Source organism: Bradyrhizobium sp. MOS002 (assembly GCF_003020115.1).
Lineage (GTDB): Bacteria > Pseudomonadota > Alphaproteobacteria > Rhizobiales > Xanthobacteraceae > Bradyrhizobium.
Genome location: NZ_PYFX01000003.1, coordinates 98,193 through 114,175 on the forward strand (window position 1 = coordinate 98,193; position 15,983 = coordinate 114,175).

At 64.8% G+C, this 15,983-nt stretch carries 14 protein-coding genes; 1 reads left to right on the forward strand and 13 read right to left on the reverse strand.

Annotation, left to right across the window (positions count from 1 at the left end; all coding sequences use genetic code 11):
* Positions 1-2: 2 nt before the first annotated feature.
* The 11 genes from C7G41_RS09320 to hydA all read right to left on the reverse strand — a co-directional run bounded on the left by C7G41_RS09320 (position 3) and on the right by hydA (position 13,596).
* Positions 3-926 carry an ABC transporter permease gene (locus C7G41_RS09320; protein ID WP_106942293.1) on the reverse strand — a complete coding sequence of 308 codons (924 nt, stop codon included), beginning with the start codon at positions 924-926 and terminating at the stop codon, positions 3-5.
* Positions 923-1,864 carry an ABC transporter permease gene (locus tag C7G41_RS09325; protein ID WP_106942294.1) on the reverse strand — a complete coding sequence of 314 codons (942 nt, stop codon included), beginning with the start codon at positions 1,862-1,864 and terminating at the stop codon, positions 923-925. Before C7G41_RS09325 ends, C7G41_RS09320 begins: the two co-directional genes overlap by 4 nt.
* 17 nt (positions 1,865-1,881) lie before the next feature.
* Complete coding sequence (locus C7G41_RS09330; protein ID WP_106942295.1) at positions 1,882-3,483, reverse strand: ABC transporter substrate-binding protein; 1,602 nt, start codon at positions 3,481-3,483, stop codon at positions 1,882-1,884.
* Between the two features lie 141 nt (positions 3,484-3,624).
* Complete coding sequence (nikE, locus tag C7G41_RS09335) at positions 3,625-5,295, reverse strand: ABC transporter ATP-binding protein (protein WP_106942296.1); 1,671 nt, start codon at positions 5,293-5,295, stop codon at positions 3,625-3,627.
* A complete protein-coding gene (locus C7G41_RS09340; RefSeq protein ID WP_106942297.1) occupies positions 5,292-6,140 on the reverse strand; it encodes an ABC transporter permease in 849 nt (282 codons plus the stop codon). Before C7G41_RS09340 ends, nikE begins: the two co-directional genes overlap by 4 nt.
* Positions 6,137-7,171: an ABC transporter permease gene (locus C7G41_RS09345; RefSeq protein WP_106942298.1), complete on the reverse strand. Its 1,035-nt coding sequence runs from the start codon at positions 7,169-7,171 to the stop codon at positions 6,137-6,139. Before C7G41_RS09345 ends, C7G41_RS09340 begins: the two co-directional genes overlap by 4 nt.
* A 41-nt stretch (positions 7,172-7,212) precedes the next feature.
* Entirely contained in the window at positions 7,213-8,832 is a 1,620-nt protein-coding gene (locus C7G41_RS09350) for an ABC transporter substrate-binding protein (protein WP_106942299.1), read from the reverse strand.
* Positions 8,833-8,951: 119 nt separating this feature from the next.
* A complete protein-coding gene (locus C7G41_RS09355) occupies positions 8,952-10,388 on the reverse strand; it encodes an NAD(P)-binding domain-containing protein (RefSeq protein ID WP_106942300.1) in 1,437 nt (478 codons plus the stop codon).
* Complete coding sequence (locus C7G41_RS09360) at positions 10,385-11,134, reverse strand: SDR family oxidoreductase (protein WP_106942301.1); 750 nt, start codon at positions 11,132-11,134, stop codon at positions 10,385-10,387. The genes C7G41_RS09355 and C7G41_RS09360 overlap by 4 nt, the downstream gene beginning before the upstream one ends.
* Position 11,135: 1 nt before the next feature.
* A complete protein-coding gene (locus C7G41_RS09365; RefSeq protein ID WP_106942302.1) occupies positions 11,136-12,110 on the reverse strand; it encodes an NAD(P)-dependent oxidoreductase in 975 nt (324 codons plus the stop codon).
* A 16-nt stretch (positions 12,111-12,126) separates the two neighbouring features.
* Positions 12,127-13,596: a dihydropyrimidinase gene (gene hydA, locus C7G41_RS09370; protein WP_106942902.1), complete on the reverse strand. Its 1,470-nt coding sequence runs from the start codon at positions 13,594-13,596 to the stop codon at positions 12,127-12,129.
* Positions 13,597-13,652: 56 nt separating this feature from the next.
* On the opposite strand from hydA, the gene C7G41_RS09375 reads away from it, so the two are divergent.
* Complete coding sequence (locus tag C7G41_RS09375; protein ID WP_106942303.1) at positions 13,653-14,315, forward strand: aspartate/glutamate racemase family protein; 663 nt, start codon at positions 13,653-13,655, stop codon at positions 14,313-14,315.
* Here C7G41_RS09375 and C7G41_RS09380 read toward each other — a convergent pair.
* Together C7G41_RS09380 and C7G41_RS09385 are read right to left on the reverse strand one after the other, a co-directional pair.
* Positions 14,312-14,980 (reverse strand): flavin reductase family protein, encoded by a 669-nt coding sequence (locus C7G41_RS09380; protein WP_199198272.1) that lies wholly within the window; start codon positions 14,978-14,980, stop codon positions 14,312-14,314. The genes C7G41_RS09375 and C7G41_RS09380 overlap by 4 nt on opposite strands.
* A 5-nt stretch (positions 14,981-14,985) precedes the next feature.
* Complete coding sequence (locus C7G41_RS09385) at positions 14,986-15,918, reverse strand: N-carbamoyl-D-amino-acid hydrolase (RefSeq protein ID WP_106942305.1); 933 nt, start codon at positions 15,916-15,918, stop codon at positions 14,986-14,988.
* Between the last annotated feature and the right edge of the window lie 65 nt (positions 15,919-15,983).

Consider the following 15,983-nt stretch of genomic DNA (forward strand, 5'->3'; position numbering starts at 1 on the left):
CATCAGAGGCTCTTGGCCATGCGCGGATCGAGCGCATCACGAAGGCCATCGCCGAGCAGGTTGACGGCGAGCACGGTCACGGACAGGAAGGCCGCCGGAAAGAACACGATGTAAGGCTTGACCTGCCACAGCGCCCGCCCCTCGGCCATGATGTTGCCCCAGGACGGAATGGTCGGCGGCGTTCCCGCGCCGATGAAGGACAGGATCGCCTCCGTGATCATCGCACTGGCGCAAATGTAGGTCGCCTGGATCAGCATCGGCGCCAGCGTGTTGGGCAGGATGTGGCGCAGGATGATCATCGGTGTGCGCGTGCCACAGGCTACCGCCGCATCCACGTAAGGCTGCTCCCGCAGCGACAGCACCACACTACGGACAAGACGGGAAACCCGCGGAATCTCGGCAACCGTGATCGCGAGAATGACGTTGCCGACGCTGCCGCGCGTCAGAGCCATCAGTGCGATCGCCAGCAGGATGGGCGGGATCGACATCAGGCCGTCCATGAAGCGCATCAAGATGCCGTCGGCCCAGCGGATGAAGCCGGAGACGATGCCGATGGCGAGACCGACCGCGGACGCGCATATCGCAACTGATAGTCCGACCGTGAGCGAGACCCGCGCGCCGAACAGCACGCGCGAATAGATGTCGCGACCGAGCACGTCGGAGCCAAACCAGAAGGCAGCGGACGGCGCGCGGGTGCGCTTGGCGGGCGCGAGCGCGGTCGGATCGACCGTTCCAAGATAGGGCGCGAAGACCGCGATCAGGACCAGGATGAGCAGCAGCGTGCCACCGATGGCGACGGTGGGATGGCCCCGCAGGAGGCCGATGAAGCCGCGCCGGATCACGACGGGCCGGAGTATCTCAGGCAGTTGCGGCGCGAGGACGAAGCCCGCCGGCAGCGCTTGCGGATTGACGGTCGTGTCGGTCAATAGCGGATCCTCGGGTCAACGAGCGTATAGGTGACGTCGATCATCAGATTGACGAGGACGTAGACGAAGCTGAACAGCAGCACGATACCCTGGATGACGGGATAGTCGCGGCGCAGGATCGCGTCGATCGTGAGCCGGCCGAGTCCGGGAATCGCGAACACGCTCTCCGTGACGACCGCGCCACCGATCAGGAGCGCGATGCCGATCCCGATCACGGTGACGATCGGCACCGCCGCGTTCTTCAGCGCGTGGACGAACAGGATGCCGCCCTGCCCGAGCCCCTTGGCGCGCGCGGTGCGGATATAATCCTGCTGCAACACTTCGAGCATGGTGGCGCGTGTGATACGCGCGATCAGCGCGATGTAGACACAGCCGAGTGCGATCGCCGGCAGGATCAGGTTTTGCAGCCAGGGCCAGAAGCCTTGGGCAAGCGGCGTATAGCCCTGCACGGGAAGCCATTCGAGCTCCAGCGCGAAGACGTAGGCGAGGACATAGCCGACGACGAAGACCGGCAGCGAGAAGCCGAACACGGCAAAGGCCATGATGGCCCGGTCGATCAGGCTTCCCGCCTTCCAGGCCGCCAGCACGCCGAGCGGCACCGCGACCACGATCGTGAGCAGGAGCGTGACCATCATCAGCGACAGCGTCGGCCCGAGACGCTGCCCGATCATCGTCGAGACCGGCAGATTGGTGAAGATTGAGGTGCCGAGATCGCCGTGCAGAATGCGCCAGACCCAGCTGCCGAACTGGATCAGGAAAGGTCGATCGAGGCCCAGGCTCTGCCGGATGCGCTCCACATCCTCCGGACTTGCCTGATCGCCCGCGATCACCACGGCGGGATCCCCCGGCGCGATGTAGAGCAGGCTGAACACGAACAGCGCGACAATCGCCATCACTGGCAAGGTCGAGGCGATACGCCGGAGGATGTAGGAGAGCATCTGGTTTCAGCGCAGGGTCATGCGGATTTCGACACGCCCCAGAAGAACGGCAGCGGCCCTTTCGTGATGCCGGAGACGTTCTTGCGCCAGGCCGTGTAGCTGAGGAAGAACCCGGTCGGCGCGTAGACGACGTCCTCGAGCGCGACCTTGTTAAGGCGAGCGACCGCGGCCTTCTCCTCGTCGAGGTTCTTGGCCTCGAACCAGGACGTAACCTCCTTCTCGGTGCCGGGGCTGTTGGGCCAGCCGAACCAGGCCTTGTCGCCGTTGGCGCGAATGGCAGTGTAGGGCGCCGGATTGATGCAGTCCGAACCCGCATGCCAGGTGTGGAACATGTTCCAGCCGCCCTGTCCGGGCGGCGTCTTCTGTGCGCGGCGGGAGCCGACCGTGCCCCAATCGGTCGCGACGAAGTCGACATTCATGCCGAGCTTCTTCAGTAGATCCGCCGTCACATCGCCGAACGCCTTGGTGATCGGCTGATCCTGCGCCACCAGGCACGTCACGGGCTGGCCGGAATAGCCGCTCTCGGCGAGCAGCTTCTTGGCAGCGTCAAGATCGCGCTTGCCCTTCAGGACCTCGCCGCCCGCCTCGGTGTAGAGCGGCGTATCGGGCGTGAAGAAGCCTGGCAGCGGCTTCCACAGCGAAGTGTCGTCGCCGACGAGCGCGCGCATGTAGTCTTCCTGGCTCATCGCCATCAGCACCGCGCGCCGCGCCCGCACGTCGTTGAACGGCGGATACAGGAAGTTCATACGGAACGAGCCGACATTGCCGAGGGGATCGCCGATGTCGACGCTGATGTTCTTGTTCTTCTTCAGGACGGGCACGAGGTCCGCAATCGGATTCTCCCACCAGTCGATCTCGCCGTTCTGCAACGCGGCCGCAGCGGTCGCCGGATCCGGCATCACGATCCATTCGACGCGGTCGAGCAGCATCTGCTTGCCGCCGGCGAGCCACGACGACTTTTCCTGCCGCGGTACATAGTCGGCGAACTTCTCGAACACGGCTTTCGCGCCCGGGACCCACTCACCCTTGGCGAACTTCATCGGCCCCGAGCCGACGTAATCGCCGATCTGCTTGAACGGGTCGGTCTGCGCAATGCGCTCGGGCATGATGAAGGCGCAAGGCGAGTTGTTCTTGCCGAGCGCATAGAGCATCTTCGGAAACGGCTGCTTCAGCACCCATTTGAAGGTGCGGTCGTCGACAGCGGTGAGTTCCTGCTGCAGCGCCTTGAGCATTAGCCCCATCGGATCGCGCGCCGCCCAGCGGGTGAGACTTGCAACGACGTCCTTGCTCAGCACCGGCTCGCCATCGTGGAATTTGAGGCCCGTTCGCAATTTGAACGTCCAGGTGGTGCCATCGTCGGTCACTTCCTCGGACTCGACCATCTGCCGCTGCGGCTGGAGCGAGGAATCGACGCCGTAGAGCGTATCCCAGACCAGCGCGGCGGCATTGCGCACGACATATTGCGTGCCCCAGATCGGGTCGAAATTGGCGAGGTTTGCTTGCGGCACGAAGCGCAGGGTGCGCGCGGAGGCGCCTTGTGCGATCGCCGGGGCTGAAATGCCGCTCAATGCCAGACCGCCCGCGCCGGCCAGTCCCTTCAATACGGTCCTGCGATCCATGAAATCCTCCCAATAGTGCCGTGATGCCGGCCATCGTTGGCCAAGAACAGGTGAAACCAGAGCTCATTGGCGTGCAAATGGTATGCCACTAACCGGACCTTCGCCAGCGGGATATCCGCACCATCTGGGCCAGTCGAGACATCAAAGCGCAGCCGCCAGCACCGGGCCGGTCTCGATATGCGGGATCGCCTCGACCAGCTTGCGCGTGTAGTCGGTCTTGGGATTGTCGAACAACGCCCGGCTCTCGCCCTGCTCCACGATGCCGCCATTGCGCAGCACGATGGTGCGGTCGCAAAGCATGCGTACCACGTTGAGATCGTGGCTGACGAACAGCAGTGCGATATCGTTCTCGCGCCGCAGGCGGTCGAGCAGTTGCAGCACTACGGCCTGCACGGAGACGTCGAGCGCGGCGGTCGGCTCGTCCAGCACCAGAAGCCGCGGCCGGCAGGCGATGGCGCGGGCGATGCCGACGCGCGCCTTCTGCCCGCCGGACAGCTGATGCGGAAAGCGCGGCAAGAGATCCAGCGGCAGCCCCACACGCTCGGCGCAGTCCTCCACCCGCTTGCGCAGCGCATCGCCCCCACGCATGCCGTCGAGCCGCATCAGGGGATGGGCGATGCAGTCGAAGGCCGTGAAGCGCGGATTGAGGCTCTCGTTCGGGTCCTGGAAGACCATCTGGATGTCTTTGCGGAAGCGTGAGCGGTGAAAGTCGCGCGACGCCACGTGGCCGATCGACTGCCCGTCGAAAACGATCTCGCCCTCGCTCGGATCGATCAGGCGACAAATCATCCGCGACGTCGTGCTCTTGCCGGACCCGGATTCGCCGACGAGGCCGACGCTCTCGCCGCCGGCCATCGTCATCGAGAAGTCTGCCACCGCCGCGGCACCCTCGTCGAAGCGTTTTGCGAGCTTGCGCACTTCCAGCAGCGGCGGAGTCCCGTGGGCGAGCTCCTGCCGGGGCTTGCTGACCACAGCCGCGTGGCGCTCCCTCTCCTCTTCCGTCACGAGGTCCTCGATCTGGGAGGTCGCGGTCGGCGACGCCGCCACCAGACGCCTGGTATAGGCGTGCTGCGGCGCGCCGAACAGCGTCCTGGGGCTTGCCTCTTCGACGATGCGGCCGCGTTCCATCACGGCAATGCGGCGGCAATATCGCGCTGCTAACCCGAGATCGTGCGTGATCAGGATCGTCGCCATGCCGCGCGCGGCGGCAATCTCCGCCACGAGGTCCATCACCACCTTCTGCGTGGTGACGTCGAGCCCGGTCGTCGGCTCATCGGCGATCAAGAGCGCGGGATTACAGGAGATCGCGATCGCGATCATGACGCGCTGGCACATGCCGCCGGAGAGCTCGTGCGGATAGGCGTTCATCCGCGCTTCGGGATCGCGGATCTGAACGGCGCGCAGCAGCTCCAGCGCCTCGGCGCGGGCAGCGTCCTTCGATATCCGCTTGTGAGTTAGGATCGCGTCCGCGATCTGCAGGCCGATCGCGCGGATCGGATTGAGCGCCGCCCGCGGGTTCTGGAAGATCATCGACATCGCGGCGCCCTGGAGCTGACGCAGATCGTCACCCCTGAGTTTTGTGACGTCCTGGCCGCGAAACAGGATCTTGCCTGCCGTGACGCGGCCGGCCGCATCGAGCAGCCGCGCCGTCGCAAAGCCGGTCACCGACTTGCCCGATCCGCTTTCGCCGACGAGGCCAAGCATCTCGCCGGCTTCGACCGTGAGCGTCACGCCGCGCACGGCCTCGACCATCCCGCGTCGCGTCGAGAATGCGACGTGGAGATCGTCGATCCTGAGCAATTCCTCGCTCATGTGCGCATGCGCGGATCGAGAATGTCCCGCATCCCGTCGCCGAGAAGGTTGAAGCACAGCACGGCCATCATCAACGCGAGGCCCGGAAATGCCACCAGCCACCACCGCCCCGTCGAGATGAAGCGCGCCCCCTCCGCGACCATGATACCCCATTCCGGTGTCGGCGGCTTGACGCCAAGGCCGATGAAGGACAGGCCGGCGGCGTTCAGGATCGCCCAGCCGAGGTTGAGCGAGATCTGCACCGCCATCGCCGGCAGGATGTTCGGCAGCAGGAAGCGCAGCACCACCGAGAAATGGCTCTCACCGCAGGAACGCGCCGCCTCCACCCAGCCGACATTGCGCCGGACGTTGACCTCGGCGCGTGCGAAGCGGATGTAGAAGGGAAGATTGATGATCGCGGTCGCGATCACGATGTTCTCGATCCGGTTGCCGAGCGCCGCAACCATTGCCATCGCCAGCACGAACAGCGGAAAGGCCATCATGACGTCGACGAAGCGGCCGACCGAGCGGTCGAGCCTGCCGCCGGCATAGCCGCAGAAAGAGCCGACGACCGCGCCGATCACGAAGGAGATGCCGACCGCCGAGACCGCGATGGCGAGGTCGAGGCGGGCCGCGACGACGAGGCGGCTGAACACATCGCGCCCGAGCTGGTCGGTGCCGGCGAGGTGCGCCGCGCTCGGCGGCTGCAGGGACTCCGAGACGTTGGAGACGACGGGATCATAGGGCACCAGCCACGGTCCGAAGATCGCGACCAGGACAAACAGAAGGACACCCGCCGCGGCGACACCGGTCAGCGGGTTGCCGCGCAAAATCCAGACCGAATGGCGGAGGGTTGCGCTGGTCATCCGATCGACACCCTGGGATCGGCGATGCCGTAGCAGACGTCGACCACCAGATTGACCAGCACGAAGATGCCAGCCATCAGCAGCACGAAACCCTGCACCGGCGCGTAGTCGGACGACAGCAGCGCATCGAGCGCGTAGGAGGCGACGCCCGGCCAGGAGAACACCTTCTCCACGAGGACATTCGCGCCAAGCATGGTCGAGAACACGATGCCGGCAATGGTGATGACGGGAAGGATCGCATTGCGCAGCGCATAGGTGACGACGACCTTCTGCCAGGACAATCCGACCGAGCGCGCGGTGCGCACGAAATCGCTGCCGAGCGAGACCAGCATCGACGCACGCGTGATCCGCGCCAGCGGCGCGATGACGAACAGGGCCATGCTCAGCGCCGGCAGGATCAGCTGCTTGCAGGCCGCCCACCAGCCCTCGATGTCTCCCGCGAGCAGGAAATCGACCGACAGGAACCCGGTACGCTGCGGCGGCAGCGACGTGAAGACGTCGATCCGCCCGGTCGGATCAGGCGCAAGACCGAGCAGATAGTAGAAGACATAGATCAGCAGCAGGCCCGAGACGAAGGTCGGGACGCAAACGCCGAGCGCACAGAACAGCCGCACGCCGTGATCGACGAGGGATCCCGGTTTCAAGGCTGCGACCACGCCGAGCGGCACCGCCGCGAGCAGCGCGATCAGGAGCGCCGTGAAGGTCAACTCCAGCGAGGCCGGCAGCCGTTCGCGAAGGTCCTTCAGGACCGGCTGTCCCGTCATCATCGAGCGGCCGAGATTGCCGCGGCCGATATCGGAGAGATAGAACACGAGCTGCTCCGGCACCGACTTGTCGAGTCCCATCTGCTTGCGGATCTGCTCGATCTCCTCCTTGCCGGCGTTGGGCCCCGAGGCGAAGAACACCGCAGGATCTCCGGGGAGGACCCGCATCAGGAGAAAGGTGAAGACCAGCACGCCGAACAACGCCGGCAGCGACGACAGAAGCCGCCTCCCCGCCCGCGCCACCGTCGCACCAAGACCGGTCATCACCTTTCAGAGCCTCCGTTTGCGGACATCACTTTTCAATCAAATTACTTGCGGCTGACGTCGCGATAATCGACCTGACGATGGAACTCGTAGGTGTAGCCCTCGATCGACGACGCCATCACGGCGTCCTGGTTCGGCTGCCACAGCGGGATCTGCGGCATCTCGCTGAAATGGATCGCGTTGAGCTTGCGGCCATCCTCCTCGTACTTGGCCTTGTCGGGCTCGAAGCGCGCTTCCTGCGCGATTGCAGCTAGCTCCGGATTGTTGATCGAGCTGTAATTCCAGCGCTGATTGCCGGTGTAGAAGTTGCGATAGAAGTAATCGGTCGAGGGCAGCCAGGCGACGATGCCCTCCGTGAACAAAGGCAGCTTCTTCTCGTTGATCTGCGTCGACATCTGCGCATCCGGCAGCTTCTGGATGTCGACCTTGATCCCGATCTTGGCAAGCGATTCCTTCACGAGAGCCGCCATCGGCTCCGCGGTCGAGGCCTGGCCGACGTTGAAGCTGAAGGTGGTCGAAAAACCCTCCGGGAGTCCCGCGGCTTTCAGATACTCCCGCGCCTTGTCGAGGTCGGTCTTCACCGGCGCCTGGAACGGATAGATGCCGTTCAGCGGCTTGCCATCCGGCCAAGTCGCACCGAACAGCGGGGCCCCGCGGCCGAACAGGGCAGCCTTGAACATGTCCTCATAGGGCAACGCGAAGGCGACGGCACGGCGGACATTGACGTTGTCGAAGGGCGGGATCTGGTTGTTCATCGAGACGAAGGTGATCGAATTGTATTGCGGCGTCGAGATCACCTTGAGCTTGCCCTTGGCCTCGAGCGACTGCACGTCGCTGGCCTGGAGATCGACCACGAGATCGGCATCGCCGCGCTCAACCAGATTGGCCCGGGTCGCGGGCTCCGGCACGGACTGCACGATCACGCGCTTGAAAAAGGCCGGCTTGTCGGGCGAGCCGCGGTTCCAGTCCTCGTTGCGCTTGATGATCACCTGCTCGCCGGGCTTGAAGCTCTCGATCACATAGGCACCGCTGCCGGCGGTATGCTCCTTCAGCCAGGCGGTGGCCCAGGGATCTTCCGGGGTCGCGTGCTCCTTGGCGACCTTGGAGTTGATGATCAGCGGGTAGACCGTCGCGAGATTGGGCAGCGCAAGCTTGTCGGGTTTCGGCAGCGTCACTTCGATCGTGAGGGGATCGATCACCTTGAACTGGTCAGCCGACGTCAGCGATCCCGTCAGCAATTGTGCCTTGCCAAGGATCGGCGCGGTGACGCAGCGATCGAGCGACCATTTCACGTCCTCAGCGGTCACGGGCGAACCGTCCTGGAACTTGGCATCCTTGCGCAGACGGAAGGTCAGCTTCAGTCCGTCCGGGCTGACGTCGTAGGATTCGGCGAGCTCGCCGGTGATCTTGTCGAGGTCGAACACCCATTTGCCGCTGAGCTGCTTGCGGCCGAACGCCACCAGGCGGTCATAGGTGCTCATGCTCAGCGCAAAGGATTCGCGCGTCGAGCCCGGGATGTTGGGATCGAGCGTGTTGACGGATGCGCCGGTGACATAGCGCAAGGTCTCCGCCCTGGTTTGCGCATGCGAAGGCGCGGCGGCGACAAGCAGAAGCGCAGCGGTGGCGAGCACGGAGGATGCCGGCCTGAAAGACACAAAACGCATTCGTTTTCCCCTAAATTTTCGACAAGAACGCCAGCAGCACAGGTCAAGAAAGAAGCAATTTGCGCGCCAGTCTCATGATGCGCTCTTGTGGACGCTTTGTCGCGGCGGCGCATGGACGATCATCGCGATTCCTCCATTTTTCGCGCTGGCCGCGTGACCAGGGCCTGCGGCACGTCATAGGCGCGGAGCGAGGCCCAGTGCCGTTCGACATCGGCACGAAACAGGCCGCGCGTCAGGCCATTCACCAGCTTCGGCACCGCGGTCGTCATCGCGTTGATCGACGACCCCGACGGGCCAAAACTCATGGTGGAGGCGATGGCGAAAAGATGGATATTCGAGATCCACGGCGTCTCGCCCGCGACGCGCTCGGTGAAGGCGTAATCGTCGGCCAGATAGGGAAAGCGGCCGAGTCGCGCGTTGCGCTCGTTTTCCGGCGGCTGGTAGCGGTCGGCCCAGGTTGCGATATTGCCGGCAAATGCGCGCAGCTCGCCACGGCCGGAAAAATCCATGTCGATGCCGGTGCCGCAGATGACGAGATCTGCGGTGATGGCGCCGCGCGGGGTCTGCAGTTCCAGGCCGCGATCGGTCTCGCGGGCCGCCTCGATCGGCGCGCCCTCGTGCAATGTGAAATTGGCATGACGCGCGCAGCGATCGTAAGTCGGTTGCGGAAAGCCTTCGCGCATCTCGAGGATGGTGCGCATGAAACGCCAGCGCCAGACATCGTCGAGATCGCTGAGATGACGCAGGAAGCCGCGGAAGGTCAGCCAGCGATAGGGCTGGATTACCTGGATCTGCGCCCGACGACACAGCAGATGCACTTCCGCCGCGCCCGCTTCCAGCGCGGTTGCCGCATTGTCGAAGGCCGATGCGCCGGCACCGATTACGGCGACGCGCTTGCCGCGAAGGGTTTCGAAGTCGATATCGTCGGCGACAGTTGCGACCCTGCCCGTCGGTAGGTCGCGCAACGGCTCCGGAATTATCCAGCCGCCCATTCCCTCCTGCCCCGTCGCGAGCACGATCTTGCGCGCATGGAGTGTCTCGACGCCCTCGCCACGTTTCACGCGTGCAGCCACTAAACCATCTGCCGCCGGAAGGATTTCCAGAAGCTCGCATCCATTGCGCACCGGCAAGCCGATCGTGCGCCGCAGCCACAGCAGATACTCAGCCCAGTGCTCTCTCAGGATCAGGTTCAGCGTCTGCCAGCTTTCCTGACTGAAGCGGGCCTCGTGCCAGGACTGATAGGTCAGGCTGGGGATATCGAGGTCCGGGCCGGTATAATCCTTCGGGCTGCGCAGCGTTGGCATGCGGGCATAGGTGAGCCACGGGCCTTCCATCCCCTCCTCGGCCTTGTCCAGCAGCAGGAGGTTGCTGACGCGGGAGCGCATCAGGCCGAAGCCGATGGCGATGCCGGATTGGCCGGCGCCGATCACCAGCACATCCAGCGCCGGCTTGCCGTCCGGTCCCTGCTTCGGTTCGAGCCAGGCAGCGCCGGGATGCGCGATCCTGGCGAGATCGGCGCGAACGTTCACTTCCAGTTGTGTCAGCGCATCACTCATGCCGCGAGCCAGCCTCCGTCGACCACCATCACGGTGCCGGTCGTAAACGAGGACGCATCGCTGGCGAGGTGAAGCGCGGTCTGCGCGATCTCCTCGGCCTGGCCGAACCGCTTCATGGCGTGACGGTTGCGGGAGGTTTCGCGCACCTCGTCAGCATTGGCGTGGCGGGCAAAGCTGCGGCGAAGCATCGGCGTGTCGACCGCGCCCGGCGCGATGGCGTTGACGCGAATGCCGTCGGTTGCGAAATCCACTGCCATGGTCCGGGTCAGGCTGACGATCGCGCCCTTGGCGGCGATATAGGCGCTGTTGCCCTTGCCGCCGGCAATCGCGAGCTGCGATGCCAGCGTGATGATGGAACCGCTCTTCTGCCGCTGCATCTGCGGCACGGCCGCCCGCGCCCACAGCCAGGTGCCGCCGACATTGGTGCGGAACACCGCATCCCAATCTTCCAGGCTCGTCGTCAGCACCGTGCCCCCGCAGGAGAAGCCGGCGGCGGTCATGAGGACATCGAGCCGACCGTGCCGCGCGATCACAGCGTCGACAACGGCGTCGGCGAAACCGGCATCGCCGACGTCCCCGACATACGTCGTTGCTTCGCCGACCAAGCTCTGCGTTTCCTGAAGGCCTGCGGAATCGCGATCGACCAGAGCAAGACGTGCGCCCTCTTCCGCGAACAGCTTCGCGCTCGCGCGGCCGATACCCGAACCCGCTCCGGTGATGATGGCCGTGCGCCCCTGCAGCCGCATGTCAGATCCACTCCTTGTGCTGCGTCAACCAGGCGCTCATCGCGGCCGCCGACTCGGCGCAGCCGAACCGCGCGCGCCAGCCGAATTCATCCGCCATCCGCGTCACCGACAGCGGCGCGCGATAGGGCCCATGCAGCTTGATGACGGTTTTCTCGGCGGGCGACGCGAGGCGGCACTCCAGGCCGGGATGCAACGCCGCAAAGGCCTCGCCCCATTGCAGCGCCGCCCAAAGCCCGCCGCTGGAGATGTTGTAGAGCCGATGGCGCGGCCGCTCGGCTTCGACCAACAGTGCCACGGCTTGGGCGGCATCCGGAGCGTAGATCCAGTCCCTCATGCCCGCTTCAGGCATGACCGCCGGCTCGCCGCGGGCGAACGCGGCCAAAATCTGGAACTGGAGGCTTGGCGTGTCGCGTACGGAGCTCGGTCGCTCCCACGGTCCGAACAGGGCGCTCAGCCGTACGCTCAGGAAATCGCCGCCGAAGAGTTCGGCATGGCGCGCGACAGAGCGCTCCGAGGTGAACTTGCTGATGGCGTAGAACGAGATCGGATCGCAAGGGGTTTCCTCGTCGAGAATCTCGACCCGCGCACCCGCAGCACCATAGGCCGATGCCGACGAGAGATTGACGACGCGGCGCACGCCATGGCGGATCGCCGCAAGCAGGATCGGGATCTGCGCCATCACATTGATCTCGAGAACGCGCGCGGTCGATGCTCTCTCCAGCTCATCGCCGGCGGTGATCGCCGCGCCGAGCACGATCGCATCAACGCCTTCGGCGATGACGGCGTCGATGGCATCTGCGTCGGTGATATCGCCCTGCACGGCTTTGAGCCGGGCGCCGTAATCGGCAAGAGACCGCCGCGCGGATGGCGGCAACTCCGTGCGATCATACAGTGTCACCTCATGCCCGCGCGCAAGCAGCGCCTCCGCAACATTGAGGCCGACAAAGCCGGTACCGCCGAAGATGACGATCTTCATCGCGCGCGATCCGCTATCACAGTAGCTTCGCTCCGAAATTCCGCTCCGGATCCATGTCGGCGACGAGCCGCCCGGTCGGCTTGGCCGCTTCGCCACCGCTGCGTGCCAGGAACTGGCCGCTGCCGGCGCTCGCGAGGCACTTGTTGCCCTCGATGATGACGCGCCCACGCGACAGCACCGACACCGGCCAGCCCTTCAGCTTGCGACCTGCAAACGGCGTGTAGCCGGTAAGGTCGTGCATCATTTCGTCTGATATCGTGGTCTCGCGATCGGGATCCCAGATAGCGATATCGGCATCGGCGCCCACCGCAATCGAGCCCTTGCGCGGATGCAGATTGTAGATCTTGGCTGGCGCGGTCGAGGTCAGCTCGACGAATTTTTCCAGACCCAGCCGCCCCTTCGACACCATCGCGTCGAACAGCAGCGGCAGGCGCAGCTCCAGTCCCGGCAGGCCATTGGCGACCTGCTTGAAATTGGGGTTGGGACCGGCGCGCAACTTGCCGGTCTCGTCATAGCGATACGGCGCGTGATCCGACGAGATGGTCTGGAGATCGCCGAGCGACAGCGCCTGCCACAGCGCCTCCTGGTCCGAATGCGTGCGGGGCGGCGGACTGCACATCCACTTGGCGCCTTCCGCCCCGGGCTTGTCGAGATCGCCTGCGGTCAGGAACAGATATTGCGGACAGGTCTCGGCAAACACCTTCAACCCCTGCCCCCGCGCGTCGCGGATGACCTTGGCGCCCTCGGCAGTCGAGACGTGGAAGATCATGATCGGCTGGTCGATCAGCGCCGCCATGCCGATCAGCCGGGTAAAGGCCTCTGCCTCCGACACGCGGGCGTGGCTGACGGCGTGGTATTTCGGCATCGTGTAGCCCCGCGCGAGCAGGCGCTTCACCATCCAGGCGATGATGCCGTGGTTTTCGGCATGGGCGCACAACATCGCGCCGGACTGGCGTGCGGCGAGAAGGATGTCCAGCAGCGGCTCGTCGTCGACCTTGAGCCGGTCATAGGTCATGAAGATCTTGATCGAGGCATGGCCCTGCTTCACCAGCGCCGGAATATGCTCCTCGACCGTTTCTTTGGTGGCATCGGCGATGATCATGTGAAAGGCGTAGTCGATCACGGCGCCCTTCTTGGCCAGCGCGTGATAATCCTCCACCACCTGCGGCAGCTTCATGCCGACATGCTGGGCGGCAAAGGGGATCACCGTGGTGGTGCCGCCGAAGGCGGCCGAGACGGTTGCGCTCTCGAACGTGTCGGCATTCATGATGCCGGCAGCGGACAACTGCTCGATATGGGCGTGGCTGTCGACGCCGCCGGGCAGGACGAGCTTCCCGCGCGCGTCGATCTCGCGCTTCGCGGACGGAAGCCCACGCCCGATAGCGGCGATGGTCTCGCCGGAGATGGCGACATCGGCTTCAAAGACGTCGGTCGTCGTCGCGACGCGCCCACCGCGAATGATCAGGTCGTAAGCGGGTTCAGTCATGAGGCACTCCATGATAGGCTTAGGGCAAGTGATCGAAATTTTGCAGGAAGACCAGCATGTCCCGACCGCGCATTCTCGTCATCAATCCGAACTCCAACCCAGCGGTCACGCAGGGGCTCGAGGACGCGCTGAAGCCGCTCGGTTTCGAGGGCGGGCCGGAGCTGGTCTGCCAGACCCTGGCCGAGGGACCGTTCGGCATTGAAAGCCAGGCCGATGTCGATGGCGTCGCCATGCCGCTGCGCCGGCTGGTCGAGGGCGACAACAGCTCGGCTGCCTTTGTCATCGCCTGTTACAGCGATCCCGGGCTTCAGGTCTGCCGCGAAGGCACCGACCGCCCCGTGTTCGGCATCGCCGAGTGCGGCGTGCTGACCGCATTGGCCCGCGCCGAAACGTTTGGCGTCATCGCGATCGCCCAGCGCTCGATCCCGCGTCACATGCGCTATCTCAGGCAGATGGGACTGACCGAACGCCTTGCCGGCGAGCGGCCGCTCAACATGAGCGTCGCGGAAACCGCCTCGGGCGAAGGCACGCTGGCGAGGATGATCGAAATCGGCCGCGCGCTGCGCGACGAGGACGGGGCGCGCGCCATCGTGATGGGCTGCGCGGGCATGGCGCGCCATCGCCGTCCCCTCGAAGACGCGCTCGGCATTGCCGTGATCGACCCGACACAGGCGGCCGTCACGATGGCGCTGGGTACGGTGCAGTTCTCGAATCACTAGGCGTCCTTCAGCTCTTTGGCGTCCTGTCGCGCGAGCCATTGCGCGTGGCTCTCGCGAACAAGCGCAAACGTGTCCCGCTGCGTCGTGTAGAGATTGCCGAACATGCGGCCGATCGGCCGGTAGGCGTCGAGATCGACATACATATTGGTCTCGTCGACGAGGCCCTCGCGGGCGTGAACCCGGAGCACTTCGCCGACCAGCAGCTCGCGATCGGGCGAAAAATTCAGCGAGACATGGCGCCGGCATTCGAGCGCAAAGGGTGCCGCAGCGAGGCGCGGCACCTTCACGTCGATCGAGGGAAGGGTCGCGAGCCCTGCCGCAGCGACCTCGCTGTCACCGGACGGAAAATCGACCGCGCAGTCGTTCATCGCCCCCGACAGCGCCTCGTCCACCATGTGAACGACGAACTCGCCGTCGCGATGGATGTTGCGGGTGGTGTCCTTCGGGCTGTGATCCGGCTTGTGCTGGAGACCGAGCACGATCAGCGCCGGGCTCTCCGAGAACACGTTGAAGAAGCTGAAGGGCGCGGCGTTGACCGCCCCGTTCGCGTCGAGCGTCGTCACCAGCGCAATCGGCCGTGGCACCACCACGCCGCAAAGCAGCTTGTAGCGGTCGCGCGGATCGAGCTCGCGCAAGGATATGCCGGATGTGCTCTGGCCGGTCATCGACGTCACTTCTCCGGCGGTGGCACCGCGCCGGTACGGCTGGTAATCAGGCCGTAATGCTCGATGCGGCGGTGCTGCGCGAAATTGAAGATCGTGGTCTTGCCGAAGGTGGTGGCATCGAGGTCGCAAGCGTGGACCAGCAGCTCGTCCTCCTCCGTCTTCGCTTCGGCGACGATTTCGCCATTGGGATCGACGATCAGGCTGCCGCCAAACAGCGGGTGTCCGTCCTCGTTACCGGCCTTGGCCACCGCGACAACCCAGGTCGCGTTCTGATAGGCGCCGGCCTGCACCGAGAGGCGGTTGTGAAACAGGCGCTTCTCGACGCCCTCATCGCGCCTCTCCGCATTCACCGACGGGGTATTGTAACCGATCAGCACCATCTCGACGCCTTGCAGGCCCATCACCCGATAGGTCTCGGGCCAGCGCCGGTCGTTACAGATGGCCATGCCGATGATGCCGCCCAGCTCACGCCAGACGTTGAAGCCGAGGTCGCCCGGCTCGAAATAGCGTTTCTCCAGATGCTGGTGCGAGCGTTTGGTGTCGTATTCCACATGGCCGGGCAAATGGATCTTGCGATATTTGCCGATGATCTTGCCGGATCTGTCGGTCAGGATCGCGGTGTTGAAGTGATGTCCATCAGGCGTCAGCTCCGCATAGCCGAAATTCATCGCCATCTGATGCTGCGCCGCGCGCTCGAACAACGGTCGGGTCGCGGCGTTCGGCATCTCGCGCTCGAACCAGATGTCGAACTCGGGGCGGTCCTCCACGTACCAGCGCGGGAAGAAGGTCGTGAGCGCCAGTTCCGGATAGACGATCAGGTCGGCGCCCTTGCTTTTGGCCTCGTCCATCAGCGCAATCATGCGCTTGACCACGACCTCGCGGCTGTCCGCTTTCTGGATCGGGCCCATCTGGGCGGCGGCAACATTGACGATACGCATCAGCGATTTCCTGGTGATGTCTTGGGCCAAACTACAGTTTTAATCACGTGCCGGCGCGCGCAGCA